This is a genomic window from Ruania rhizosphaerae (genome assembly GCF_009805705.1).
GTDB lineage: Bacteria > Actinomycetota > Actinomycetes > Actinomycetales > Beutenbergiaceae > Ruania > Ruania rhizosphaerae.
On the sequence record NZ_VSMB01000002.1, the window covers coordinates 422,391 to 447,126 of the forward strand.

The 24,736-nt window shown below is 68.6% G+C and carries 22 protein-coding genes and 1 tRNA gene; 12 read left to right on the top strand and 11 right to left on the bottom strand.

The features are described from left to right. The first annotated feature begins 23 nt into the window (after window positions 1-23). Window positions 24-1,061: an ABC transporter permease gene (locus FV560_RS05225; protein ID WP_159620094.1), complete on the top strand. Its 1,038-nt coding sequence runs from the start codon at window positions 24-26 to the stop codon at window positions 1,059-1,061. Further along, window positions 1,058-2,005, top strand: coding sequence for a carbohydrate ABC transporter permease (locus FV560_RS05230; protein WP_235019937.1), 948 nt, complete (start codon window positions 1,058-1,060; stop codon window positions 2,003-2,005). Before FV560_RS05225 ends, FV560_RS05230 begins: the two co-directional genes overlap by 4 nt. Window positions 2,006-3,332: 1,327 nt before the next feature. Here FV560_RS05230 and FV560_RS05235 read toward each other — a convergent pair. Continuing rightward, window positions 3,333-4,982: an extracellular solute-binding protein gene (locus tag FV560_RS05235; RefSeq protein ID WP_159620096.1), complete on the bottom strand. Its 1,650-nt coding sequence runs from the start codon at window positions 4,980-4,982 to the stop codon at window positions 3,333-3,335. 235 nt (window positions 4,983-5,217) lie between these two features. Between FV560_RS05235 and FV560_RS05240 the strand changes: the two genes are divergently transcribed. After that, a complete protein-coding gene (locus tag FV560_RS05240; RefSeq protein ID WP_159620098.1) occupies window positions 5,218-6,897 on the top strand; it encodes an acyltransferase in 1,680 nt (559 codons plus the stop codon). Window positions 6,898-6,972: 75 nt separating this feature from the next. On the opposite strand, the gene FV560_RS05245 is transcribed toward FV560_RS05240, so the two are convergent. From FV560_RS05245 to FV560_RS05255, 3 genes are all read right to left on the bottom strand, one after another. Beyond that, the gene (locus FV560_RS05245; RefSeq protein WP_159620100.1) at window positions 6,973-8,127 is read right to left on the bottom strand and encodes a glycoside hydrolase 5 family protein; all 1,155 of its coding nucleotides are present in this window, start codon (window positions 8,125-8,127) and stop codon (window positions 6,973-6,975) included. Window positions 8,128-8,145: 18 nt separating this feature from the next. After that, complete coding sequence (locus FV560_RS05250; RefSeq protein WP_159620102.1) at window positions 8,146-8,547, bottom strand: FKBP-type peptidyl-prolyl cis-trans isomerase; 402 nt, start codon at window positions 8,545-8,547, stop codon at window positions 8,146-8,148. 108 nt (window positions 8,548-8,655) lie between these two features. Then, entirely contained in the window at window positions 8,656-9,534 is an 879-nt protein-coding gene (locus FV560_RS05255; protein WP_159620104.1) for a Bax inhibitor-1/YccA family protein, read from the bottom strand. A gap of 367 nt (window positions 9,535-9,901) precedes the next feature. Here FV560_RS05255 and FV560_RS05260 point away from each other — a divergent pair, with 367 nt between their 5' ends. Genes FV560_RS05260 through FV560_RS05280 form a run of 5 tightly spaced genes read left to right on the top strand, consistent with a single transcriptional unit; the run spans window position 9,902 to window position 14,349 of the window. Then, window positions 9,902-10,858 (top strand): ABC transporter ATP-binding protein, encoded by a 957-nt coding sequence (locus FV560_RS05260; RefSeq protein ID WP_159620106.1) that lies wholly within the window; start codon window positions 9,902-9,904, stop codon window positions 10,856-10,858. Beyond that, window positions 10,855-11,721, top strand: coding sequence for an ABC transporter permease (locus FV560_RS05265; RefSeq protein ID WP_159620108.1), 867 nt, complete (start codon window positions 10,855-10,857; stop codon window positions 11,719-11,721). The genes FV560_RS05260 and FV560_RS05265 overlap by 4 nt, the downstream gene beginning before the upstream one ends. A gap of 50 nt (window positions 11,722-11,771) precedes the next feature. After that, window positions 11,772-13,103 carry a sensor histidine kinase gene (locus tag FV560_RS05270; protein ID WP_159620110.1) on the top strand — a complete coding sequence of 444 codons (1,332 nt, stop codon included), beginning with the start codon at window positions 11,772-11,774 and terminating at the stop codon, window positions 13,101-13,103. Continuing rightward, entirely contained in the window at window positions 13,100-13,774 is a 675-nt protein-coding gene (locus tag FV560_RS05275) for a response regulator (RefSeq protein WP_200837537.1), read from the top strand. Before FV560_RS05270 ends, FV560_RS05275 begins: the two co-directional genes overlap by 4 nt. Next, window positions 13,771-14,349: a GNAT family N-acetyltransferase gene (locus FV560_RS05280; protein ID WP_235019938.1), complete on the top strand. Its 579-nt coding sequence runs from the start codon at window positions 13,771-13,773 to the stop codon at window positions 14,347-14,349. The genes FV560_RS05275 and FV560_RS05280 overlap by 4 nt, the downstream gene beginning before the upstream one ends. Here the strand turns inward: FV560_RS05280 and FV560_RS05285 are convergent. After that, on the bottom strand, window positions 14,331-15,194 hold the full coding sequence (locus FV560_RS05285) for a hypothetical protein (RefSeq protein ID WP_159620112.1): 864 nt from the start codon (window positions 15,192-15,194) through the stop codon (window positions 14,331-14,333). The genes FV560_RS05280 and FV560_RS05285 overlap by 19 nt on opposite strands. Before the next feature lie 107 nt (window positions 15,195-15,301). Between FV560_RS05285 and FV560_RS05290 the strand changes: the two genes are divergently transcribed. Continuing rightward, entirely contained in the window at window positions 15,302-17,077 is a 1,776-nt protein-coding gene (locus FV560_RS05290; RefSeq protein ID WP_159620114.1) for a serine/threonine protein kinase, read from the top strand. A gap of 135 nt (window positions 17,078-17,212) precedes the next feature. Here the strand turns inward: FV560_RS05290 and FV560_RS05295 are convergent. The 6 genes from FV560_RS05295 to FV560_RS05320 form a co-directional block, all read right to left on the bottom strand. Then, window positions 17,213-17,286: transfer RNA gene (locus FV560_RS05295), tRNA-Leu, on the bottom strand. A 31-nt stretch (window positions 17,287-17,317) separates the two neighbouring features. Continuing rightward, window positions 17,318-18,721, bottom strand: a complete 1,404-nt coding sequence (locus FV560_RS05300; protein WP_159620116.1) for an NAD(P)/FAD-dependent oxidoreductase — start codon at window positions 18,719-18,721, stop codon at window positions 17,318-17,320. Between the two features lie 139 nt (window positions 18,722-18,860). Then, a complete protein-coding gene (locus FV560_RS05305) occupies window positions 18,861-19,697 on the bottom strand; it encodes a uracil-DNA glycosylase (protein WP_159620118.1) in 837 nt (278 codons plus the stop codon). 38 nt (window positions 19,698-19,735) lie between these two features. Then, window positions 19,736-20,203, bottom strand: coding sequence for an aminoacyl-tRNA deacylase (locus FV560_RS05310; RefSeq protein WP_159620120.1), 468 nt, complete (start codon window positions 20,201-20,203; stop codon window positions 19,736-19,738). Between the two features lie 70 nt (window positions 20,204-20,273). Beyond that, entirely contained in the window at window positions 20,274-20,645 is a 372-nt protein-coding gene (locus FV560_RS05315) for a GntR family transcriptional regulator (RefSeq protein WP_159620122.1), read from the bottom strand. Between the two features lie 3 nt (window positions 20,646-20,648). After that, a complete protein-coding gene (locus tag FV560_RS05320; RefSeq protein WP_159620124.1) occupies window positions 20,649-21,518 on the bottom strand; it encodes a hypothetical protein in 870 nt (289 codons plus the stop codon). Window positions 21,519-21,603: 85 nt separating this feature from the next. Here FV560_RS05320 and FV560_RS05325 point away from each other — a divergent pair, with 85 nt between their 5' ends. From FV560_RS05325 to FV560_RS05335, 3 genes are all read left to right on the top strand, one after another. Continuing rightward, on the top strand, window positions 21,604-21,993 hold the full coding sequence (locus FV560_RS05325) for a VOC family protein (RefSeq protein WP_159620126.1): 390 nt from the start codon (window positions 21,604-21,606) through the stop codon (window positions 21,991-21,993). Between the two features lie 95 nt (window positions 21,994-22,088). Beyond that, window positions 22,089-22,835, top strand: coding sequence for an exonuclease domain-containing protein (locus FV560_RS05330; protein ID WP_159620128.1), 747 nt, complete (start codon window positions 22,089-22,091; stop codon window positions 22,833-22,835). A gap of 90 nt (window positions 22,836-22,925) precedes the next feature. Continuing rightward, on the top strand, window positions 22,926-24,734 hold the full coding sequence (locus FV560_RS05335; RefSeq protein ID WP_159620130.1) for an ABC transporter ATP-binding protein: 1,809 nt from the start codon (window positions 22,926-22,928) through the stop codon (window positions 24,732-24,734). Window positions 24,735-24,736 lie beyond the last annotated feature (2 nt).

Genomic DNA, 24,736 nt, shown 5'->3' on the forward strand with positions numbered 1-24,736 from the left:
GGATGGGTCGAAAGGAGCGCGGCATGGCAGTAACCACCGGAGGTCGAGGTGCACGCTCGCCCCGGCCCGAGGTGAGCGGATCGCCCGACGACGCACCGCCGTCAGGAGGCGCGACGAAGACGAGCCGCTCCCCTGCGCCGAACCGGAAGACGACCTGGTGGGCCCGGCTCAAACGGGATAAGTTCCTGCTCCTGCTCGCCGTTCCCGGAGTCTTCCTGGTGCTGCTGTTCCAGTACGTACCGCTGATCGGCAACATCATCGCGTTCAAGGACTACCAGCCCTACCTCAGCATCTGGGAATCCCCGTGGGTGGGCCTGGAGAACTTCGACATCATCTTCACTGGCGACCCGGCGTTCATCAACGCCCTGATCAACACGCTGGTGATCTCCTTCGTGCAGATCGTGCTGGTCTTCCCCATACCAATCGCGCTCGCCCTGCTCCTCAACTCGCTGCTGAGCGAGAAGATCAAGCGGACCGTGCAATCGATCCTGTACCTGCCGCACTTCATGTCCTGGGTGATCGTGGTCGCGACCTTCCAGCACATGCTGGGCGATGCCGGGCTTTACAACACCTGGGCCCGCGAGCACAACATCTTCGAGATCAACCTCATCGGCGAACCGGAGCTGTTCATCACGCTCATCACCTCGCAGGTGATCTGGAAGGACGCCGGATGGGGAACGATCATCTTCCTCGCGGCCATCTCCCGAGTGAGCATCGAGCTCTACGAGGCTGTGGCCATCGACGGTGGCGGGCGCATGCGCCAGCTGTGGCATGTCACCCTCCCGGCGATCCGCGGGGTGATCATTCTCCTGCTCATCCTCAAGCTCGGCGACGTGCTCACCGTCGGTTTCGAGCAGATCTACCTGCAACAGGCACCCGTGGGCCGTGAAGCCTCGGAAGTGCTCGACACCTATGTCTACAACTACGGCGTCATCGGCGGGAACTGGGGCGCCTCGGCCGCCGTCGGGCTGGTCAAGGGTCTGGTGGGCACGTTGCTCGTGCTCGGCGCGAACAAGATCGCGCACCTGTTCGGTGAGAGAGGGGTGTACTCCAAGTGGTGACCCAAGCAACTCAGCGCCCCAACGCGCGCACGTCCAAGCCAGGCGGGTCGGATCGCGCGTCCCAGATGCGCCTGATCAACGGCGCCAAACCGCCCAATCCGGTAGTGCGCGGCCTCAAGGGCGTCATCCTGCTGATCGCCTGCGCGATGGTGGTGGTGCCGTTCTGGTCGGTCATCGCCACCTCGCTCGCGGACCCGGCGCAGGTACTCGCCGAGGGTGGGTACGTGATGTGGCCGAAGGAACCCACCCTGGCGGCGTACGAGGCAATCTTCCGCGGCGGAGTCGTCACGCGCGCGACGCTGGTCTCGATCTTCGTCACGCTCGTCGGCTCGGGCCTGTCGGTGACGGTGGTGGCACTGCTGGCGTACTCGCTCTCCCGGCCGGGCAGCTTCGGCAGCAGCAAGATCCTGCTGCTGGTGCTGTTCACGATGCTCTTCAACGCCGGGATGATCCCGAACTACCTGCTCATCAAGGAGCTCGGGCTGATCGACTCCTACTGGGCGCTGATCCTGCCGACCCTGACGAACGCCTTCCAGATCATCCTGATGCGTGGCTTCTTCCTGGAGGTGCCAGGCGAGATCATCGACGCTGCCCGGATCGACGGGGCGGGCGAGCTGCGGATCCTCACCACGATCATGGTGCCGCTGTCGAAGGCAGTGATCGCGGTGATCGCACTGTTCAACGCAGTGACGTACTGGAACGCGTTCTTCAACGCCGTGCTCTATATCAACTCCACGGAGAAGTGGCCGCTGCAGCTGGTGCTGAGGACGTACGTGGTGGACGGGACAGCGGTTCAGGCCGACGTCTCCGGCGAGATGGTCCCGCCCCAGCTCTCACTCCAGATGGCGATCCTGGTGGTCTCACTGGTGCCGATCTGCCTTGTCTACCCCTTCCTGCAGAAGCACTTCGCCCAGGGCGTGGTGATCGGCGCCGTGAAGGGCTGAATCGGAGCCCGGGCGCGGCCATCCGGCCGGGCACGGCGGACTCATCCTGAGCCGACCGACGCCTCCCCCGCACCCACGCGAACTCGCATCCGCTCGCTGCCGAATCCCCTTTCCGCCGTCGAACCATCGAGGCACCGTCCGCAACGCGGCTCGGTGGCGACAAGGGGATTCGGTGTGCGGGCAGGGGGTGATCCACAGCGGGCCCGAGATGCCCTGGCATCCACAGCCCGGGGTGCCTCTGCCGGCGGGAGCACCTGCCCGGGTGATCTGCTGCAGCGATGACACCGTCAGCCTGGAACCTCGGCAAGGAGCTCATCACTTACGCGGCCGCCGCCGAGCTCGGACTCGAGAAGCCGCTGCTTCGCGCCTACCGCGACGGCCGGCTGGAGCGGGTGGCGCGCGGGGTCTACGTCCCCCGCAGCGCGACCACGCGGGGTTCGGCCGGGCAGCAGCGGGCGAGTTCCTATCTGCACCTCGTGCTAGCGGCGTCCCGACGCCTCCACGCTCCGGTATTCACGAGCTGGTCCGCGGCCGCCCTGCTCGGGCTACCGATCGTGGGACGGTGGCCGCAAAAGGTGTATGTCATGTCACGCACCGCGCATGGGAAGCGGCGCCGCGGCTTGGTGAGTGTGGCTCGACGATCCGACGTCGCGGTCACGGCCCGACACGGGATCCATCTCACCGGCGAGGAGTGCACGCTGATCCAGCTCGCCCGACACGCCCCGCTCATCAGTGCCCTGGTCGCCGCCAACGCCGCATGCCTGACTCGCCGTGAGGACGGCGGCCTCACGACCCTGGCGCGACTGTGGGCCGAGTACGAGCGCCTCCTGCCCTTCCGCGACCATCGACGTGTGCAGGCGGTCCTCACACGGGTACGCGACAACGCGGAGTCACCGTTGGAGACGCTCAGCGACCTCACCATCGACGAGTTGGGGTTCGAGCGGCCACGGAACCAGGTGCGATTCGACCTTGCCACCGGTGCTGCGTATCTGGACTTCTACTGGGAGCACGCCAGGGTCGGTGGAGAGGCCGACGGCGACACGAAGTACCGGATGGTCGGCGACAACGCAGTCGGAGCCGGGTTCCCCCGTCCGCACCTCCCCGTGTGCTGCGGTAGCAGTTCGCGCGGGCGTGAGAGTCCGCGGGCACCTCACGCAAGCACGCACCGGAAAGCGGTGTGCGGACGCACCGAATCCCCTTTCCACCGCCGAACCGCGGTGGGCAGGGGTGCGGGGGGGATTCGGCGACGGAAAGGGGATTCGATAGTTCGGTCGGCGCCGGGCGGAAGCCCTCTCCCACCCGGCGCCTGCGGCCTACTCCAGCCGACTCAGCCGTTGGCCTCGGCGAAAGCAGCCTCGTACTCGGCACGGATGTCGTCGCCGCCTGCCTCACGCCAGGAGGCCACCTCGGCGTCCCACTCATCCAGTGAGCGACGCCCGGCGATGACGTCGATCTGGAAGTCGCGCAACGCACCGTTGATGGTGTTCCCATCCGTCGCGTCCAGGTTGGAGAACAGCCCCACCGTCGGATCGGGGATGACATTCGGGATGACCGTGGACTGGTAGTCGTGCTGGGACCGGGTGGCGGCCTCGTTCCCAGGTGCGTACACGACGCCGTCGGAGTCGGCGAGGTACTTCACCGGCAGCACCGTCTCCACGCTGCCCTGGTCAGTGAGGATCGGGTCACTACCGTCCAGCTCGTGGTGCACCCCGCCCTCACCGAAGTGACGGAACAGGTACTCGGCAGTGCCGAACGGCGTGGCGAGGTAGTCGGCGATCGCGAGCAGCTCCTCGATCCGGCCGGCGTCGGCCTGCTTGAACGAGAGCATCCCGGTGGTGACCGAACCGGCAGTATGACCGCCGGGACCGCCGTCGTAGCCGGGCATCGCCAGCCCCATCGGCTCGTAGCCGGGCACGTCGGCGCCCCAGTCGTAGAACTTGTTCCAGCCCGCGGCACCGGCGCGGTTCAGGCTGATGGTGCCGGCGGTGAACCAGTCGTTGCGCTGGTTGTTGTTGGCGCTGAGGGAGTCCGGGTGGAAGATGCCCGCCTCCCACATCTCGGTGACATCGGCGAGGACCTGCTTGTACTCCTCGGTTTCCATCACGTGGGTGAAGGAGCCGCCGTCCTCCATCCAGGTGGCGGGCAGGTGGAGCATCTCCTTGACCGCCTGCAGGCCGGCGCCGGGGTCAGCCATCGCCCACCGGTTCTCGCTGGCGTTGGACAGCTCGCCGACGAGCTCGCGGAACTCGTCATAGTCGGCCGGCTGCTCCGGCAGGCTCATGTCCTGCAGGATGTCGCGACGCGCGAAAAGCACGGTGCCCACCAGTGGCCGGGCGATCGGGATACCGAACAGCCGGCCCCCGAAGACGCACGCCTTCCAGCTGACCGTGGGCAGCGCGGCGAGGCCGCTGTACTGCTCCACGGCCGAGCCGCCGAGATACTCGCTCAGGTCCTGGAACTGTGCGGCGAGCAGGTCAGGCAGATTCGGCTGGGGGGTGCGCACGACCGTCATGTCCGGGACGTCACCACCGGCAATAGTGGTGGCGAACTTGTTCGGGTAGTCCCCACCGGGTGAGTAGGTGAGGTCGAGCTCGACTCCGAGCTTCTCGTTCAGGGTCTGCCAGTAGGCGTTCTGCCCGAGGCCCGGCGCGGCCGCGTCCCAGGTGAAGGTGAGCGCCGAGACTGTCCCGCCCTTTCCGGGCGCCTCGCTGTGCACCTGGACCGGGTCGGCCGGGTAGCTCAGGAACCCCGCCTGTACTCCCGCCTCGGATCCGGGCAGGTCGGGCTCGACGAAGGAGCTCGCGACGAAGTTCGGGATGACCTCGCTCGGAGCGCTCCCGGCCGACGGGTCAGGCGCACCGGTCTCCTCGCCGGAGGACGAACTTCCGCATGCTGCCAGCGTTCCGGTGGTGCCGAGAAGTGCGGCACCACCGAAACCTTGAAGAATCCGACGCCTACTGATCGCGGTTCCACTCATGACCAACCTCCAGCTCTGTGGCTTCGCTGCGCTCTGGTGCACGGTCGCGGAGAGGGGCTTCCGCTCTCGTGCGGGTACGGGATGGGTCGTGCTGTCGAGCGGCGGGCGATGCGACCAGCCACACAGTGCCACATCGAACCGTCACTCTTTGATGCATCGATGCATCAACGTGTAGCGTGACTCTAGCCACAGCGACGAGACAACGTCAAGGCCGACTCGAGGAGCCACCCACCCGATGAGTGACCACACCACCGGACTGATCGACGCGGAACCCGACTTCAACACCTGGGCGTTCTGGTCCACAGCGAGTGCGGAGCAGCAGCAGGCGCAGCGTGCACGCCTGCACGCCCTCGCCGACGGCGGAGCTCACCTTGGCGAGAACTGTGTGGTCTCCGAGTGGGCCGCCTGCTACCCCGACTCGCTCACGCTCGGGGATCGCTCGTACCTGGCGGCCTTCAGTTACGTGACCGGAGATATCGAGATCGGGGCCAACTCGACCGTCAACGCCTACGCCGTCGTCCGCGGGACGATCCGGATCGGTGACGGCGTGCGGATCGGCGCCCACACGGCGCTGCTGGGCTTCGACCACACCTTCGCCCCCGACCGCCCGGTGCACGAGCAACCGGTGACGAGCACCGGCATCTCCATCGGCGACGACGTCTACATCGGCTCCCACGTCAGCGTCGTCGACGGCGTCACGATCGGAGCGCACAGCGTCATCGGCGCTGGATCCGTCGTCACCAAGGACGTCCCGGAGTGGTCGATCGTCGTCGGAAACCCGGCCCGGCGCATCCGCGACCGCCGCGACCGCAGTGACCGCAGTGACCGCACTGACAGCCGTGACGGTTCGTCCTCCCCGTCCGACGCCCTCGCCCAACTCGCCGACCGGGCCCGCGAGGACGCGTCAACACTTCTCGCCCGCTGCTGGGACGAGACCGACGGCACCTTCTCGAACACCCCGGGAGCCGATCCCACAGTGCGGGCACTGTGTGACGCCGTCGAACTGGCCGACCTCCTCGGCCTCGGTGTTCCCGAGCAGATCGGGCGGGAGGAGATCGTCGAGACGCTGACTCGCTCCCAGGACCCGGCCACCGGCCTGATCCCGCAGCTCCGCAGCACGATCGGGCAGGCCGCGACGGAACCGACCGCGGCAGATCTGGGCGGCGGTCCCATCCGATACCACCTGCTGTGCGCCGGATACGCGCTCGACCTGCTCGGAGAGCGGTTCACCCATCCGATCCGCGTGGTGGATGAGTTGCGCGGGGACGCGATGATCGCCGCACTCGAACAGCAGCCATGGTCCGAGCGCGCCTGGGGCGCAGGCGACTGGGTCGACTCGGTCGGCACCGCCCTGCTGTGGAACCGCGCCTGGTTCGGCCTCGCCGGGCCGCTGGAGACGCTGATCGGCTGGCTGCACCTGAACGTCGACCGAAGCTCGGGCATGTGGGGCTCACCGCAACCCAGCGACGGGCTGCGGCAACCGGTGAACGGCTTCTACCGGCTCACCCGCGGGACGTTCGCACAGTTCGGTCTGCCGCTGCCACAGCCGGAGCGCACGATCGACACCGTCCTTGCCCACACCCGGGACGACCGCCGGTTCGCACCCGGTCGCGCCACGGCCTGCGACGTCCTCGACATCGCCCACCCACTGTGGCTCGCCGGCCACCAGACGAACCACCGCCGCAGTGAGGTACGCGCCTGGGCGGCCGCGCAGATACCGCGACTGGTGAGTGCCTGGCGCCCCGGCGCCGGGTTCGGCTTCGCACAACGCGCCGATGCGCGCGGCGATGCCACCCCGAGCCTGCAGGGCACCGAGATGTGGCTCGCGATCGCGTGGTACCTGGCCGATCTGCTCGGGGAGTCCGGAGCCCTCGGCTATGAGCCACGCGGGGTGCACCGGCCCTGGGCGCGCTGACCGCAGCGGCCCAAGGCGCACAAGTGGGCCCCTGGCCAGGCCGAGGAGCCGTGGGATCCGGCAGCGCCGTGGAGCTCAGGGGAGCTGCAGGGCCGGCACCGTGCCGGTGCGAGCCTGGGCGTACCACTGCGCGAACACCTCACCATCGGGCGTCAGATCCGCCCGGGCCGCATCGGCCGGTACCGCGACAACCGCCCGCTCGGCGACTGACGGTCTCGCCTGCACGGCGCGCAGATCCTCCACCATGGCCGCCAACTCCCGGCCGATCGGCTTGACCTCACCATCGGCGTCGAACAGGCCGAGGGAGTACTCCAGCTCGGGGAAGTCCGGCATCGTGCGCGTGACGTCGTGGCTGCACCACCACGTCACCGCTTCCAGGCCAGGAGCCCCGGCGGCCAGTTCCAGTGTCCGCCGCAGGAAGTCGGGCGCATGGCGGGAGGGCACGTGCGAGATCGGGGCCCCCACTTCCTGCAGCCAGACGGGTCTGCCGGGGCCCGAGTGCGCCGCAGCCAGCTCGAGCAGGTAGCGCGCGAAGTACGGCAGCGCCTGCTCCACCTCGTCCTCGTAGCGGTCCCAGTTCTTACCGAAGACCCACGAATGCACCGTGGTCATCGCCCCGTGGCGCACGGCGTGCGCGGGCCCGAAGGGATGGGAGTCGACGAACCACAGGTCGTCGTCGAAACTGTGCGAGTGCCGCCCGTGCGGCCACGCAACCTCCGCCGCCCCGATCAGCTCGGCCAGCCAGCCGTGCACCTGGTCCGAACGCACCACGTGCCGCTCCGGGTGGCGCGGTGCAGCGAACTGGGAGAACTCGTTGCCCAGCCCGATCCCACGAGCACCGGGGAGATCCTTGACGGCGCCCGCGAGCGCCGTCACCAGCGCCACCTGACCGGAGCGCACCTCAGGATCGGTGAACAGGTTCCGGCGGTGCCAGCTCGTCACCCAGGCCGGTAGATAGTCGAAGCTGGACAGGTGCCCGTTCAGGGCGTCCACCCACACGTCCAGTCCGCGTTCACCCGCCGCACTCACGACGGCGGCCACGTCAGCGAGCGCATCGTCACGGATGACGGCACGGTCCGGCTGCAGGATGGGCCAGACGGGGAAGATGCGCACGTGGTCCAGGCCAAGCCCTGCGATCGCATCCAGGTCGTGACGTACTTCGTCGAGGTCCAGGGCGTACCAGGAGTGGAACCACCCGCGCCGCGGTGTGTAGTTGACGCCGACCTTCATCACTGTTCGTGCGCCTGATCAGGAGGCGCCGAGGATGTCCACCACGAAGACCAGGGTGTCGTCGCCGCCGATCCCTGCCTGCGGCACACCGTTCGGCCCGTAGCCCTCGTGCGGCGGGATGGAGACCAGCACGCGCGAGCCGATCGGCTGGCCGACCAGGCTGCTGTCCCACCCGGCGATCACGGTACCGACGCCGATCGGGAACTGGATGGAGGAGCCACGGTCGTAGGAGTTGTCGAACATCGACCCGCCCCACACCTGGCCGTAGTAGTTGACGTCGATGGTCTGGCCGGCCTCGACGAGCGGCCCCTCACCGGCGCTGAGGACCTCAACGGCGAGTTCGGCAGGTGCCGGGTTGTCGGGGAACGTCAGCACCGGCTTGTCGCCGAAGGTGCCGGTGGCGGTGGGCAGTGCAGTCATGGTTCTTCCAATCGGTGGTGGGAGTCGGACATGGCGAACGGCACGTCGTGCAGGTCCTCAAAGACTCGAGAACTGCTCGACGTGCCGTTCAGCCACAGCAGGAGTGGATCAGTCACCGCCACGCAGGATGGCGATCAGGCGGAGGAACTCGATGTAGAGCCAGATCAGCGTGACGGTGATGCCGAAGGCGGCCGACCAGGCGAACTTGCGCGGGGCGCCGTTGCGGATGCCCTTGGCAATCATGTCGAAGTCCATGATGAGACTCATCGCCGCGAGCACCACAGCAAAGAGCCCGATCACGGCACCGATCGGGATGCCAAAGATCTCCATGCTCCGCACGCCGAACGCGCCGCCCACATCCGTGAAGAGCATGAGGCCGATGTTGACGAGGGAGAAGAGGGCGTAGCTGATCAGCCCGATCATCAGGAAACGTGTGAACTTCGGTGTCACCCGCACCTTTCCGGACTTGTAGAGCGCCAACGTGACGGCGAACGTGATGAACGTGGCGAGCACTGCCTGGACCACGATTCCCGGCCACATCGTCTCGAAGAACCCCGAGATGAGACCGAGGAAGACACCCTCGAGCACGCCGTAGGCAATGATCAACGCGGGGCTCGGCTCCTTCTTGAAGGAGTTCACGAGCCCCAGGATCAAACCACCGACAGCTCCGAAGATCATGGCCGGCAGTTGGAGTGAAGCCGGGACGAGGAACCAGGACGCCGCCGCGACGCCAACGACAACCGCGAGAAGGCCACCGGTCTTCATGATCACGTCGTCGTAGGTCAGTCGGCCGGTCTGTGCAGGTCCGGCATCCGGGCCGTAGTAGGACTGCTCGACTCCGGCGAACTGCTGGTCATAGCTGGGCCTGGTGGCCGTGGTGGCATACCCGCTGGACTGAGCGCCCTGTGGGACGCCGCCGTACGGGTTCACCGCCCCGGGCTTGCTCTTGCCGAACAGCGAGCTGTTCGACAGGTACGGGTTGCTCATCTCGCCTCCTGGTTGTGGGCGCTGGACTCCTGCCGCACTCGCGGCCTTGCCTGGTCTCATCCTACGCAGAATCCGCGCCGTCTTGACGGCGCGATCACACGAAGGACTCACGGTGGGCTCTCGATCTGTTCAACGCACGCCCAGCGCCCGGTGTTCCCGGACCGGGCCACCTACCGGCCACCCACCGGCCGCCGTCAGGGTCCTCCCTGACCGGTACGCATCCGCGGACTCCACCAGAAGGATGAGGTCTCCACCTGCCGGACGAACGCGTGCCGCTGCGAAGATCAGCCCTGGGCGGGTGCCGCGGCGGTAGCACCGCGCAATACGGTGGCATCGTCACCCACACGAGAGCGAGGCAGAGCCCATCATGATCGAGGCACGAGGCCTGACCAAGAGGTACGGCGCCAAGACCGCCGTCGACGACATCTCGTTCACTGTCGAACCCGGCCAGGTCACCGGATTCCTCGGACCGAACGGCGCGGGAAAGTCCACCACGATGCGGATGATCGTCGGTCTGGACCGCCCCACCGAGGGCGAGGTCACGGTGAACGGCAAGCACTACGCCGAGCACAAGGCACCGCTGCGTGAGGTCGGCGCCCTGCTCGAGGCCAAGGCGGTGCACACCGGCCGCAGCGCCACCAACCACCTGCGCGCCCTGGCCGCCACGCACGGCATCGGCCGCAAGCGCGTGGACGAGGTCATCGAGATGACCGGATTGGCTGCCGTGGCACGTAAGCGGGCCGGGGGCTTTTCCCTGGGCATGGGCCAGCGGCTCGGCATCGCTTCGGCCATGCTCGGCGACCCGCGCACCCTGATCCTGGACGAACCGGTCAACGGCCTGGACCCGGACGGTGTGCGGTGGGTGCGCACGATGGTCCGCTACCTCGCCGACGAGGGCCGCACGGTCTTCCTCTCCTCGCACCTGATGAGCGAGATGGCCATCACTGCCGACCGGCTCATCGTGATCGGCCGCGGCCGGATCGTCGCCACTGGTGACGTGCAGGACGTGATCGACTCCGCGACCAAGTCGACCGTGCGGGTGCGCACCCCGCAGGCCACCGAGCTCGCGGCACGGCTCCAGTCCGAGGGCGTCACCGTCACCAGTGTGGAGCCGTCCCTGCTGGACGTGGACGGCCTGACCGCACCCCAGGTCGGCGAGGCTGCCCTCACGGGCGGCATCGTGCTGCACGAGCTCACGCCGCAGAGCGCCTCTCTGGAGGATGCTTTCATGAGCCTGACGGCCGCAGATGTCGAGTACCACTCCGGCGCCGTCCCCGAGCACCAGGTCGACGAGACCACCGTCCCCGAAGGAGCGAACCGATGACCGCCGTCGCAACCGAGAGCCGCTCCGCCCGGCGCAGCGACCCCTTGACCGGTGCCCATGTGAACTTCGCGCGCGTGCTGCGCTCGGAGTGGATCAAGCTCATTTCGCTCCGCTCGACAGCCTGGACCCTTGCCATGACCGTCGTGGTGATGACGGGGTTTGCGATGCTCTCCATCTGGAGCGTGACGCAGTTCGTGAACAACCCAGAGATGATGGGGGGCGCGGAGGGCGCGGAGGCTGCGGGGATCGGGACGGACAGCGTGAGCCTCGCGACCGCGATCGCCAGTGGCTATGTGATGGCTCAAATCGTCGTCGCGGTGCTGGGCGTGCTGGTGATCTCGGGCGAGTACTCCACCGGACAGATCCGCTCCACTGTCGCGGCCGTCCCCACGCGATTTCCAGTTCTTGCTGCCAAGGGCGTGCTAGTCGCAGCCGTCTCGTTCATCGTCGGAGCAGTGGGAATCGCGGCCTCCGTACTCGCGACTGCCCCCATGCTCTCCTCGATCGACCTGACGCTGGACCTCAGCGACGGCGAAACGATTCGGGTTCTCCTGGGAGCTCCGCTGTACCTCGCTGCGATCGCTCTCCTGGCCCTTGGCTTCGGAGCGCTGCTTCGGCACGCTGCGGGCGGAATCGCCACCGTGCTCGGTCTGCTGATCGTCCTGCCCGCGCTCTCGTTCATCCCGCTGGACTGGATGGCCGACATCGCGCCGTATTTCCCAGGCGCAGCTGGTGAGCGCATCGTCGGTATTGACAACCCGGGCCAAGCCCTGACCCCGTGGCAAGGGTACGGCGTGCTCGGGATCTACGTAGTCGTCGTGCTGGCGGCTGCCGCGGTGCTCCTGCGTCGGAGGGACGCCTGAGCACTGCTGGAGGGCAGACGCCGGCGGGTCACCACCCGCCGGCGTCTGGCATGTCCGGACGACAACCGCATCCGGTCTCGGCCGGTTCGCCGGTGATCCTCGACGATCACATCAGGCGCGGACCGGTCCGCCGATTCTTCGTCGCCCATCCGATCGCGATGGATGTGCTGCTGGTCGTGATCTTCCTGGTGCCGCACGTCGTGCTGCGGGCCGTGATCGACCCCCGTCCAGCCCCCTACGTGACACTGCTGGCAGCAGCAGCCGCGCTCTTCTGGCGCCGCCACCGGCCACGCACGGTCCTACTCGTGCTGTGCGCGCTGATCGCCGTTCATGTGCTCGTCGGCGGGGACACCGGTGGCATCGAGCTCGCACTCGCCTTCTCGCTGTACACGGTCGTCACCACCTACGGTTCACGCGCGGGGTGGCTCGGCCTCGCCGTCGCCACCATCGTCTCCACCGTCGCGGTCCTGCTCTGGGGTGACCAGAACTCGGCCGCGGAGTCCTTCACCGTCGACGGCGAACCGGCCCTGCTGGACCGCGCCGCCTATGTGGCGGGGAATGTCGTCGGCATCCTCGTCACGCTGCTGGTCGCTCTCGCCGTCGGGGTCAGCGTCCGTAGTCGCCGCGAGCAGCTGCAGCGGCTTGTCGACCAGGCCAACCAGTTCCGTCTGGAACGCGATCAACGCGAGCAGATCGCCACCGCCAACGAACGCGCCCGCATCGCCCGAGAGATGCACGACGTGGTGGCACACAGCCTCTCGGTGATGGTCGCCCTGGCCGATGGTGCACGGGCGAGCGTGGTCAAGGCTCCCGAGCGCAGCGCCGACGCCCTCACCGAGCTCTCCCGAACCGGCCGGTCGGCACTGGGTGACATGCGCCGCATCCTCGGTGTGCTCCGGGAAGAGGACACGCGGGCGACGATGGAACCTCAACCGGATGCACCGGCGCTGGAGGATCTGGTGGCGCAGTTCCGCGCCGCGGGCCTCGATGTCGCCTTCAGCCACAGCGGCCCCGCCATCCCCGACGACGCCGCCCTGCAACTGACCGTCTACCGGATCGTGCAGGAGGGCCTGACGAATGTGCTCCGCTACGCCCCCCGTGCACGCAGGATCACCGTCATCGTGGCTCGGCGACCGCGCGAGATCACGGTCACCGTTCACAACAGTCGTTCGGACGCACCGGCCGAACGGCGACCGGGCAGCGGGCAAGGACTGATCGGGATGCGCGAACGTGCCGCCACATACGGCGGTACGGTCAAGGCGGGCCCGGATGACGCCGGCGGCTGGCGAACCCACGCCACCCTGGTGCTGGAAGGTGCTCTCACAGCCGAGGCTGACACCGGGACGACTTCCGGACCGGACGAAAAGGGGAGACACGGGTGATCTCGGTACTACTGGTGGACGACCAGTCACTGCTGCGGATGGGATTCTCGATGGTCCTGGACGCCGAGGAGGACCTGACGGTGGTGGGTGAGGCCGCCGACGGTGCCGTGGGGGCACGCATGGCGCGTGAACTGAAACCCGACGTGGTGCTGATGGACGTACGGATGCCGGGTACCAACGGCATCGATGCCACCGAGCAGATCGTCGCTGAACGCCCGGACACCAGGGTGATCATCCTCACCACCTTCGACCTCGACGAGTACGCCTTCGCCGGCCTGCGTGCCGGTGCGAGTGGCTTCCTTCTCAAGGACACCGATCCCGAGGAACTCGTGGCCGCGATCCGCACCGTCTACGCCGGCGATGCCGTCGTCTCCCCCAGGATCACGCGGCGGATGCTGGAGATGTTCGCTCCCTCACTGCCCTCAGCGCCTGCTCCCCCGAGCGCCGGCGACGTGCTCCCGGACCGGGCGCCCGGGCTCACTGAGCGCGAGCACGAGGTGCTCCTGGCCATCGCCGAAGGGCTCTCCAACAGCGAGATCGCCACGCGGCTGTACGTCTCCGAGGCGACAGTGAAGACTCATGTGGGTAAAGTGCTTGCGAAACTCGGGTTGCGGGACCGTGTGCAGGCTGTCGTCTACGCCTATGAGAACGGTCTGATCCGCCCCGCATGAAACAGCGCGTGCAGGAAAGGGCATTGATGGGTGAGCAGGTCCGCCAGGGACCGGTCGGCGTCCGTGAGGCAGGTCCGGAGGATGCCGAGTTCCTCGTTGACATGCTTCTCGCCGCCATCAACTGGACCGGAGAGGATCGCTACACACGTAAGCAGATCCTCAAGGACAAGTCGACGTCTCTCTATGTAGCCGGGTGGCAGCGGGAGGGTGACCTCGGCGTGATCGCCGTGGACCTCGCCGGCCCCAACGGGTTGCAGATTCCGATCGGGGCCGCCTGGGTGCGCCGCTTCCCGGCTCGCAATCCCGGGTTCGGCTTCGTCTCCGAGGACGTGCCGGAGCTGTCGATGGCGGTGATCAGCCACCACCGCGGGCGCGGGATCGGTTCCGGTCTCCTGCGTGCGCTCGCCACTCGACTTCAGGCGGCCGGGATCACCCGGATCAGCCTCAGCGTCGAGCACGGCAACCCGGCCAAGAGCCTGTACGAGCGGCTCGGGTTCACCCTGCACTCCGAGCAGGAGACCGCCACGACCATGGTCGCGGATGTCGCGACGCTGGCTCAGTCGGTCCGCTCGTAGACCACGTCACGCTCGTCCACGCTGACCGCGAACCTCCCCACCACCTGGTGGGTCCCAGCGATGGCGTAGACCACGTGCGGTGCCTGCGCCTCGGCCGTGCCCTCGGCGGGCGGCGGCGGGACGATCTCCACGATCTCGATCCGGGCGGCGTCCTCCACCACCGAGCGCAGCACCTCCAGCTCGGTACGGTCGGTGTTCTCAGCGCCGGAGAGCTCGGCGATCGCGGCCCAGTTGCCATCGTCGAGCAGTTGCAGGAACCGCCGGGTCGCACCGGTCGCGGAGTCCAGGCCAGTCCCTGAATCCACCACCGGACGACCACGGTCGTCCTGGGCGGGAACGAGCAGCGTCAGCTCCCCACCGTCCCAGGCGGCGAGATACTCGATCGTGGTGACCCGGCTCGGTTCGCCAGCTCGGTTGACCTCCAGGTCCACCTGCAGGCGAGCCACCGGATCGCCCCGATAGGCACCCACCACCTCCGCGGTCAGCACCTCGACGCTCACCTGCCGCGCTCCCCCGCTCGCAGACCATGCGTGCGCCAGCGCCGCGGCCACTGCGGTGGGCTGGTCGCCCAGCTCGAGTGCATCGGCGAGCTCGCTGGCGGCAATCGCCGGCCCAGCCCCCGCCGAGACGATGTCCGTCGCCGCTGCCTCGGTCCCGAATGCGCGCGCCACCTCGGTCAGCAACGCCTGCACGTCCGCGCTGACCGTACCGGTACCCGGCACGGGCTCCGGGGCAGGGTCCAGAACGTGCACCGGGGCCGGTGCGCAGGCAGCGGCGAGGCCGAGCGACGCCGTCAGGCTCATCACGGCGCCGAGACGCCGCCAGGACGGGGTGGATCGTGGCATCGAAGTGCTCCAAGTCTCGCGGTGGTCAGCACCAACGTATCCAACGCCCGCCCTGCGTAGGATCGCTAGCGCGAGAGTCCACGACTACGAGCCGGGAAGGAAGGGCCATGACCGACCTCGACGCCCCCACCATCCCGGGCTTCCAACTGCTCCGCCCGCTCGGGCACGGTGGGTTCTCCGACGTCTACCTCTACCTGCAGCAGATGCCACGGCGGGATGTCGCGATCAAGGTGCTGCGCACCGATTCCCTGACCCCCGAAGCGCGCGCCAGATTCGCGGCCGAGGCCCATCTGATGGCACGACTGTCCGGGCACACCGGGATCGCTGACGTGCTCGCCGCCGATGTGGACGCCGACGGTGAGCCGTATCTGGTGATGGAGTACTGCCCAGGCGGCAGCCTGGGTGAGGTCTACCGCACGCAGTCGATGACTGTGCCGGATGTGCTGCGCCTCGGGGTGCGGCTGGCATGCGCGTTGGAGTCGGCGCATCAGCAGGGCATTGTGCACCGGGATGTGAAGCCTGCCAACATCCTGCTCACCGAGTACGGGATGGCCGTGCTCGCCGACTTCGGCATCTCCACGATCGACGACGCCTTCCCCGAGGCCCGCACGACCCGGCTCGAGCTGGACCTGCTCGACCACCCCAGCTCCGCCGTCGGGATGAGCCTGCCGTGGGCGGCACCGGAAGCATTGGCCACACCACCGGTCTCGGATGCCCGCTCCGACCAGTACGGACTGACGGCCACGCTGTACTCACTGCTGGAAGGACGCTCCCCGCACGAGATCCCCGACGGCCCGAATGGGTCGGCACACCTGACCGGCCGGATCCGCAGCGGCTTCGTCGCCGCCATGGCACGGACCGATGTGCCGCCGTCGCTGGAGGACCTCCTGCGCAGCGGAATGGCCCACGCCCCCTCGGACCGGTTCGACTCGTGCCTGGAGCTGGCGCTCGCGCTGCAAGAAGTCCAGCGCGAGCTCGGCGCGGGCGTCACGGCGCTCGAGGTGCCCCGTGGGGTCGGCCCGCTGCCCTCCCCGGCCGATCCGGCGCCTACGCAGATTCCCGACGGCGTCCCCTCCCCCGCCGCAACCGTCACCGAGCCCGAGGGCGCCCCAGGCACACGCCTACCGGTCGCCGCACCCGGTGAGTCCACCTGGCTGCCCGGGCAGGAGGATGCTGCCGCTGCGGGCACACCACGCAGCGCAGCACGAGACAACCCAGCACCGGGCATCTCAGCACCGGGTGAAGGCGAGGAGCGCCGGGAGGAGGCACCGCCGTCGGAGGCCCCCTCTGCCCGCTGGCGGGCCGGACCGGCGACGCTGACGCCGATGGTGCCCACCGGCCTGCCGACGGATGACAGCCCGGCGGTCCGTACGGCGGGCCGAGTGGTGCTCATCGCTGCGGTGACGTTCGTGGTGCTGGCCCTGGTCGTCGGTGCCAGTGTGCTCGTGGACTGGTTCTCCGTCCCGCACTTCAGCGGCCGCACGGTGGACAACCTCGAGGTGCGGCTCACCTCGGCGGGTGCCTATGACGTGAGCGTGCCGGACGGGTTGGGCCCGCCCGACGATGTGCAGTCCCGGGCCGTGGCCGCGGTCCCGGGCCCGGCCCTGGATGAGGACGACACGGTGCTGCTCTCCCTCGATGCCGAGGTGTGGGCCGAAGGCGGCACGGTCGTGCTCAACCCCCACGAGGGCACGACGGCCGGGACGCTGGTCGAGGTCGAGGCCGGTGCGCTCCAGGAAGCGCTGGATCTGGCCGAACCGATCACCCCGGGACTGGTGGTGCTGGCCGCAGCCCCGGAGGCCTACTTCGTGAATGTCGCGCCGGAGCTGGGGATCTCGGCGAGCGAGTCCACGCTGATCCTGGTCTACGTCGCCGACCGCTGAGTTCTGCCGACACGACTTCCAGGTACCGAGTGAGATTTCAGCCTCGGTCTGTGCTGGGAGCCTGGGTCCGGAGGCGTTGGGTTGTACCGCCTCTGCACGGGTCGAGCCAGGCGTGCAGGTCGAGCGGCAGGTTCGTGCCCCCACAGGGACTCGAACCCTGACTGGACCGATTTTAAGTCGGCTGCCTCTGCCGATTGGGCTATGGGGGCGGCCGTTCGATCCTACGGGCCGTCAGTCGCGCTATTTGCGTGCCCCGGCGCTGGCCTTCTGAGCGCCCGGCTTCTTGCTCGTGGCGGCGCTGATGAACGCCTCTCGCGGGCTCTGCAGCGATCCGAGGGCCACCATCTCGCGGTTGAACAGTAGCGCGGTGGTCCAGTCGAGGAGGATGCGGGCCTTGCGGTTGAAGCTCGGCATCGCCCACATGTGGTAGGTCCGGTGCATGAACCACGCGATCGGGCCCCGCAGCTTGATCCCCTGGATCTGCGCGACGCCCTTGTAGAGCCCGAGCGAGGCGACGGTGCCGACGTTCCGGTGCGAGTACTCCTCGATCGGTTCGCCGCCGAGGAAGCGCACGATGTTGTCTCCGAGGTGGCGAGCCTGGCGCACGGCGTGCTGCGCGGTCGGGGCGCAGTACACGCCCTCCTCACTGGTGGAGATGTCCGGGACGGCGGCGCAGTCGCCGGCCACCCAGGCGCCGTCGATGATCTCCCCGTCCTCGTCGGCCACCTGCAACGTGGGCAGGGCGCGCACGCGCCCCATCTGGTCCAGCGGCAGGTCGGTCTCGGCGAGCACCGGGTTGGCCTTCACACCGGCCGTCCACACGAGCGTGTCGGAGTAGAACTCCTCACCGTCGGAGCAGACGATCTTGCCCTCCTCAGCGGAGCTGAGGAAAGTGTTCAGCTTGATCTCGATGCCACGAGCGCGCAGCTGCTCGAGTGCGTAGCCACCGAGCTCGTCACCGAGTTCGGGCAGGATGCGGTGGGCTCCTTCGATGAGGACGAACCGCAGGTCCTCCTGGCGGATCGAGTCGAAGTCCTTACAGGCATGCCGGGCCATGTCCTCGACCTCGGCGATGGCCTCGATACCGGCGAAACCGCCACCGACGAAGGTGAAGGTGAGCATCCGCCGCCGCAGCTCGGGGTCCCAGGTGGATGCCGCCACATCCATCTTGTTGAGAACCTGGTTGCGCAGGGCGATGGCCTCCTCGATCTGCTTGAAGCCGATGCCGTTCTCGGCGAGGCCAGGGATCGGGAGCACGCGTGCCACGGCCCCCAGCGCCACCACCACGTGGTCGTAGGAAACCTGGTAGGGGTCACCCTCGATCGGGGCGATGCTGGCCTTGCGCGTGGCATGGTCCAGGCCGGTCACGCGACCGGAGATGACGGTGCAGCCACGCAGCAGCCGCCGGTGCGGGGCCACGACGTGGCGCGGCTCGATCGAGCCGGCCGCTGCCTCGGGCAGGAACGGCTGGTACGTCATGTACGAGCGCGGATCCACCACCACGATCGCGACCTCGCGGCGCCCCATGCGCTTGCGGATCTGCAATGCGGTGTAGAGGCCGACGTACCCGCCACCCAGGATGAGGATGCGCGGGACCTTCCGGGCCCTGGAGACAGAGTGCGTGGTGGCGGCCAATTCGCTCATCCCTTCAGTCTAGGACCGCAGGCGAGCGCGGACGTTGTGTGCTTGCACACCACCGCGCTCACTGACGCACCCTCGCCGGCGCCCTCGATGTGCCCGATGTGCCCGATGTGCCCGATGTGCCCCGGAGTGCCCCGGACAGCTACGCCTTTCGGGGGCGGCAGCGCAGCAGCACCTCGTCGAGCATGGCCTCGGTCAGCCGCCCGGTGAAGGTGTTCTGCTGGGACACGTGGTAGCTGCCGATGACGGCGACCCCTCGCCCGCCCGGGCTCCTCACCAGTGCCTCGTCGCCGTGCCCGAAGCGAGGCAGCGGCCGCGGCACGTGCCAGCCGAGCCGGCGCAGGGAAGCGAAGGTTGCCTGCCACCCGATACCGCCGAGGGCGAGGATCGCCGTCAGGTGGGGTGAGAGCAGCTCGACCTCGCGGTCCAGCCACGGGGCGCACGCACGCTTCTCCTCAGGCGTGGGGGCGTTGTCAGGCGGTGCGCACCGGACGGCGGCCGCGATCCGCGCACCCGTGAGCCGCAGACTGTCGGCCGCATCGAGGCTCTCCGGCTGGCTGGCGAACCCGGCACGGTGGAGTGCGGCGAAGATCCAGTCCCCGGAGCGGTCCCCGGTGAACACCCGGCCGGTGCGGTTGGCGCCGTGGGCTGCGGGTGCCAGGCCGACGATCAGCAGCTGGGCACGCTCGTCGCCGAAGCCAGGGGCCGGCCGGCCCCAGTAGGGCTCATTCTCGAATGCCCGACGGCGTGTGGTCGCCACCTGCTCGCGCCACGACACCAGTCGTGGGCAGGCACGGCAGACGCTGGACCGAGCGTCGAGCACCGGCAGGGAGCGCGCGGTGGCGGCCAGGCGGGCGACGTCCTCAGGGGTGCGGGCGTGGGTGGTGCGTGGACGAGCCGGGTCGCCGGGCCAGCCGGTACCAGGCGGGACCGGAGAGCCGAAGAGGTCTCCGGTGCGTGGATGCGGCAGTGAGGTCATGGGTCAGTGAGTCATCTGCGCCGGTTCAGGGGCGATACTCACGCATCCGTCACATCCGCGACCGTGGCCTGCAGGTGAGCGATGAGTACCCCGCCGTCGAGCGTCACCCCGACCCCGTGGGCGCCGCCGCCGATGGAGACCCGCCCGGTGATGCGTTCGTCGGCGACGACCGGCCACGCCCGGGTCGCCCCGAACGGGGTGATCGTGCCGCGTTCGTACCCGGTGACCTCCTTGGCAGTGGCCGCATCCGGCATGGACAGGCGGTTCACGCCCAGCAGGGTGCGCAGCTTCGGCCAGGAGATGGAGCGGCTGCCGGGCACCAGCACGAACAGGTAGTCGTCCTCCCCGCGGCGCACGACCATGGTCTTGATGAGCCGGTCTGGTTCCAGCCCGCGTACGGCGGCGGCCTCCTCGAGCGAGCTGACCGGCCCGTGGCGCGTGACGTCGTGGGCGATCCCGGACGTGGCGAGGGCCTCGAGTGCGGGAGTGGAGGGAGTGTCGACCATCACCCGATCATCCCACTCCTCACCCGCGCGAACGCTGGTGCTGGCTGAGGGTGGGCGGGGCGGGGGTCGGTCAGGGCTCCGGCCGGGCGAGTGCGCGATCGATCGCCGCTCGCACCGCGGCGGCGTCGGCACCGAGCTCCCGGGCACGCTGAACGAGCTCCTCGGCCAGTGTGAGCACTGCCGGCGGCACCTGCGGGGCCACGGCCCCCTCGGCCACCCGGGTCCCGCCACCTCTCCGGGAAACCAGCCACCCCGCATCCTCCAGCTCCCGGTAGGCCCGCGCGACAGTCCCGGCAGCGACCCCGAGATCGGCGGCCAGCTGGCGGATCGGAGGCAGCCGGGCTCCTGCCGGAAGCCCGCCGGCGTGCACCAGGGCGAGCAGCTGGCGGCGGAGCTGTTCGTACGGCGGGGTGGGGTCGCCGTCATCGATACGCACGTGCACGACTCACGCCTCCAGTGAGGTGCGGGCTTGTCGCGGGGAGAAGGCAGTCACCGCCAGGGCCGTCGCACTCACGACTGCGATCACCAGGGAGGCGACGGTCGTGGCCATCGCTACCCGCACCGAGGCCGGAGTATCGGGCGCGAACGTCGGCGAGAGCAGGCTGAACATCACCAGTCCTGCCGCCGTGGCCGCGACCGCCAGTGCGACCACGAGAAGTGTGGCGGCCACCGCGCTGGTGCGCGTGGCGTCATCGGCCGCCTGGTCGGGCGCGTCGAGCCGGCCCCGGGGGCGCGAGACGACGAGGCGGACATTGACCGCCACCAGCACGAGCAGCACCACGAACGCCACCGCCAACGGTGCGGTATAGAAGGCCCCGGCCCAGGGCGACCTGGTTCCATGGCAGTTCGGCCCGCAGGTGTAGCTCAGGGAGCGACCGTCCGGGTCGGCCGCGAGCGTCGTGATCACCGCCGCAGCCACCAGCAGCGCGATGCCGAACACCAACAGCACCGCACCACGCCGCGGGAGGTAGCGCCCCAGACTGCGCACCTCCAACACGGCTCCCCCGTCCCGCAAGGCGGACCGGGTCACCATCTCCGCCGCGATCCCACCGATCACCCAGACGATCGCAGCCACGAACGGGGTGAGCGCGAGACCCTGACCGTGCGCCCCCACGGCTGAGACGTCCATGACCACCCGCACGGCCAGGACGACGGCGACTACCCGTGCGAGCGTGATCACCTGCCGGACGCGACGGACGCCGTCGTGACCCGAGCGGGGCGCCGTGCCCCGGCTGAACACCGCAAGCACGACGACGAGCGCGACAGCGGCGATGAGCACGAACGCCAGGAACAGCCAGACGACTCCTGTCACCATGAACCCACCTTCTTGTATCGTTGATCTGACACAAATATGCATCACACCAAGAGTTTGTGTCAAACAGTAAGTACAAGAGGAGTTCATGAACCGCGGCACCCTGCACCACCTGGAGATCTGGCTACCGAGTGAGGCAGCAACGCACAGCTGGACGTGGCTCCTGACCGAACTCGGCTACGCCTGCACCTCCCGCTGGCCCGAGGGATCGTCCTGGTCACTCGGACCGACCTACCTGGTGCTCGAGCACGGGCCGGACGTCACCGGAGATCGCGCGCTGCGCCGTCAGCCGGGCATGAACCACCTCGCCTTCGACGGCGGCACCCGGGCTCAGGTGGACGCCCTGACGGTGGCGGCCGGGCACCACGGGTGGACCCTGATGTTCGCCGACCGACATCCGTGGGCAGGAGGAGACGATCACTACGCCGCCTACCTCGAGGACGGGCACGGATTCGAGGTCGAGATCGTCGCACCTTGACGCCACGCCGCCGGAGCACGGCGAAACGCCGGTGTGCTCACCACCAGTGTCAGCACCCTGTGGTTGGCTGAAGGTGCACGGAAGGTGAGGCGCAGATGACCACGTGGCTGGACGGACCACTGCTCGGGTTCGACACCGAGACCACCGGCGTCAACCCGTTCCGCGACCGGATCGTCAGCGCGGCCCTGATCGGCCGCGGTCCCCGCGGCAGCGCCCAGCGGGTCTGGCTGCTGAACCCTGGCGTCCCCATCCCGGAGGAGGCCGCGGCCATCCACCAGATCACGACGGCGCACGCCACTGAGCACGGAATGGCACCTCGCGAAGCGCTCGCCCAGATCTCCGCCGAGCTGCTGGCCGCCTTCCGTCGCGGTACACCGGTGGTGGCCTACAACGCCGCCTTCGACCTGACCATCCTCGAACGCGAGCTCGAGCGGCACGGACTGCCCACGCTCGGCGAAGAGGTCGGCGGCCCGCTCGCCCCAGTGCTCGACCCCCTGCTGCTGGACCGAGGCCTGGCCGCCGACCGGAATGGCCGGCGCACCCTGCTGGACCTGTGCGGATACTACGGCGTGCAGGAGAACGGGCGCCTGCACACGGCCGACGTGGATGTCACCGCCACCTTGGACATCCTCGCCGCGCAGGTCCGCGACTATCCCGAGCTGATCCGCGAGTCGCCGGCCACCCTCCACCACTGGCAGGTCCGCCAGCACCGCCGGTGGGCCAGTGCGGAGGTGGAGCGCCGGCGACGCTCCCGACACCCCGCACCCGCTCCCGGCTGGCCCCTGCACACCAGCGACCCCACTGCCCCGAGCACGCCCGGACCAGGAGCACTCTCGGCCTGAGTCGGCACAGATGCTGGACCGGGAGGAATCTCCCGTGCCGGCGCGCGTTGCACCTGGTGGCCCCTGCCTGTACCCATCTCGAGGAGAACCATGTCTGCGCTCGCGCGCATCCTGCGATTCACGCGTTCCCTGACGCCCTACTACGTGGGCATCATGCTCGCGGCGATGGTCGTGACCGGCGCAGGACTGGCTGTTCCCTTCATCACCGGGCGGGCCACCGACGTGATCGTCGATGCCATCGAGCAGTCCGGCACCGGGAACGATGTTCTCGCGGCGACGATCCGCACCGTACTACTGCTGGCCCTCGCACTGCTGCTCGCCGAACTGGTCGACACCGTGGTGAGCAACATCGGCGGCTACTGGGGTGACGTGATGAGCGCCAGGATGCGCACGATCCTGTCCACCCGCTACTTCGAGAAGCTGCTCTCGCTCCCCCAGCGCTACTTCGACAACGAGCTCACGGGAACGATCGTGGCGCGGCTGAACCGGTCGATCGCCGAGATCACCAACTTCATGAAGTCGTTCTCGAACATGTTCGTCACATTGATCATGACGACGATCGCCGTGCTGATCATCAGCGCCTGGCACTACTGGCCGCTCGCCGCGCTGCTGCTGATCGCCTACCCCCTCTACCTGTGGCTGACGGCCCTCACCTCAACCCGCTGGCAGCGCCTGGAGGGACGCAAGAACGAGCACGTCGACGTCGCCTCCGGCCGGTTCGCCGAGGTGGTCGGTCAGATCCGCGTGGTGAAGTCCTTCGGCCGCGAGCGCAGCGAGCAGGACCAGTTCGCCCAGCACTTCGACACCACCGTCGAACTCACCGGGGAGCAGTCCCGACACTGGCATCGGATGGACGTGATCCGCCGCGCCGCCCTGAACGTCATCTTCTTCGGGCTCTACGCGATCATCTTCGTGCGCACCGTGCAGGGCCGCTTCTCCCCCGGGGACATGGTGATGCTCGTGCAGCTGATGGCGATGGCACGCCAGCCGGTGACAAGCCTGAGCTATGTGGTGGACACCGCCCAGCGGGCCATCGCGGGGTCACGGTCCTACTTCGAGGTGATGAGCCTGGAGCCCTCGGACATCGAACCCGCCGGCAGTCATCCTCGCCGGCCGGCGACGTCGGATCCGGATGGTCCGATCGTCCGGTTCCGCGACGTCCGTTTCGGTTACGACAACGACGCCGACGTACTCGACGGCATCACCTTCGAGATCGCCCGAGGTGAGCGGGTGGCGCTGGTGGGTGAATCCGGTGGCGGGAAGAGCACCCTGATCAATCTGCTCATGGGTCTGTACGCCATGCGGGACGGCCAGATCGAGGTCGTCGGTGCCGGCTCCGACCTGGAGTCGCTGCGGACGAATATCGGCGTCGTCTTCCAGGACGCATCACTGTTTTCCGGCACGATCGCCGAGAACATCGCCTACGGCCGGCCGGAGGCCACGCGGGCGGAGATCGAGGCAGTGGCCCGTCGCGCCGCCGTCGAGGAGTTCGTGCGCAAGCTCCCGCGCGGGTACGACACGGTGATCGGCGAGCGCGGGATGAAGCTCTCCGGCGGTCAGAAGCAGCGCATCGCGGTGGCCCGGGCCATGCTCAAGGATGCCCCGATCCTGGTGCTCGACGAGGCGACCTCCGCACTGGACACCAAGTCCGAGCGGCTCGTGCAAGCCGGCCTGGAGAACCTGATGGCCGATCGGACCTCGCTGATCATCGCCCACCGGCTCTCCACGATCTCCGAAGTGGACCGGATCATCACGCTCCGGGACGGACGCATCGACGAGATCGGTGCCCCGGACGAACTGGCCGTCTCCGGAGGCATCTACGCCGAGCTGCTGGCACTGCAGAACGCCTCGACCGCGTCCGCCCGGAAGCGCCTCAAGTCCTTCGACGTGGTCGGCTGAAC

What these genes read in the sequence shown, in the direction of transcription:
- FV560_RS05225 (WP_159620094.1), top strand. Translation starts at nt 24, where the DNA reads ATGGCAGTAACCACCGGAGGTCGAGGTGCACGCTCGCCCCGGCCCGAG.
- FV560_RS05235 (WP_159620096.1), bottom strand. Translation starts at nt 4,982, where the DNA reads ATGAGTGGAACCGCGATCAGTAGGCGTCGGATTCTTCAAGGTTTCGGT.
- FV560_RS05240 (WP_159620098.1), top strand. Translation starts at nt 5,218, where the DNA reads ATGAGTGACCACACCACCGGACTGATCGACGCGGAACCCGACTTCAAC.
- FV560_RS05245 (WP_159620100.1), bottom strand. Translation starts at nt 8,127, where the DNA reads ATGAAGGTCGGCGTCAACTACACACCGCGGCGCGGGTGGTTCCACTCC.
- FV560_RS05250 (WP_159620102.1), bottom strand. Translation starts at nt 8,547, where the DNA reads ATGACTGCACTGCCCACCGCCACCGGCACCTTCGGCGACAAGCCGGTG.
- FV560_RS05255 (WP_159620104.1), bottom strand. Translation starts at nt 9,534, where the DNA reads ATGAGCAACCCGTACCTGTCGAACAGCTCGCTGTTCGGCAAGAGCAAG.
- FV560_RS05260 (WP_159620106.1), top strand. Translation starts at nt 9,902, where the DNA reads ATGATCGAGGCACGAGGCCTGACCAAGAGGTACGGCGCCAAGACCGCC.
- FV560_RS05265 (WP_159620108.1), top strand. Translation starts at nt 10,855, where the DNA reads ATGACCGCCGTCGCAACCGAGAGCCGCTCCGCCCGGCGCAGCGACCCC.
- FV560_RS05270 (WP_159620110.1), top strand. Translation starts at nt 11,772, where the DNA reads ATGTCCGGACGACAACCGCATCCGGTCTCGGCCGGTTCGCCGGTGATC.
- FV560_RS05280 (WP_235019938.1), top strand. Translation starts at nt 13,771, where the DNA reads ATGAAACAGCGCGTGCAGGAAAGGGCATTGATGGGTGAGCAGGTCCGC.
- FV560_RS05285 (WP_159620112.1), bottom strand. Translation starts at nt 15,194, where the DNA reads ATGCCACGATCCACCCCGTCCTGGCGGCGTCTCGGCGCCGTGATGAGC.
- FV560_RS05290 (WP_159620114.1), top strand. Translation starts at nt 15,302, where the DNA reads ATGACCGACCTCGACGCCCCCACCATCCCGGGCTTCCAACTGCTCCGC.
- FV560_RS05300 (WP_159620116.1), bottom strand. Translation starts at nt 18,721, where the DNA reads ATGAGCGAATTGGCCGCCACCACGCACTCTGTCTCCAGGGCCCGGAAG.
- FV560_RS05305 (WP_159620118.1), bottom strand. Translation starts at nt 19,697, where the DNA reads ATGACCTCACTGCCGCATCCACGCACCGGAGACCTCTTCGGCTCTCCG.
- FV560_RS05310 (WP_159620120.1), bottom strand. Translation starts at nt 20,203, where the DNA reads ATGGTCGACACTCCCTCCACTCCCGCACTCGAGGCCCTCGCCACGTCC.
- FV560_RS05320 (WP_159620124.1), bottom strand. Translation starts at nt 21,518, where the DNA reads ATGGTGACAGGAGTCGTCTGGCTGTTCCTGGCGTTCGTGCTCATCGCC.
- FV560_RS05325 (WP_159620126.1), top strand. Translation starts at nt 21,604, where the DNA reads ATGAACCGCGGCACCCTGCACCACCTGGAGATCTGGCTACCGAGTGAG.
- FV560_RS05330 (WP_159620128.1), top strand. Translation starts at nt 22,089, where the DNA reads ATGACCACGTGGCTGGACGGACCACTGCTCGGGTTCGACACCGAGACC.
- FV560_RS05335 (WP_159620130.1), top strand. Translation starts at nt 22,926, where the DNA reads ATGTCTGCGCTCGCGCGCATCCTGCGATTCACGCGTTCCCTGACGCCC.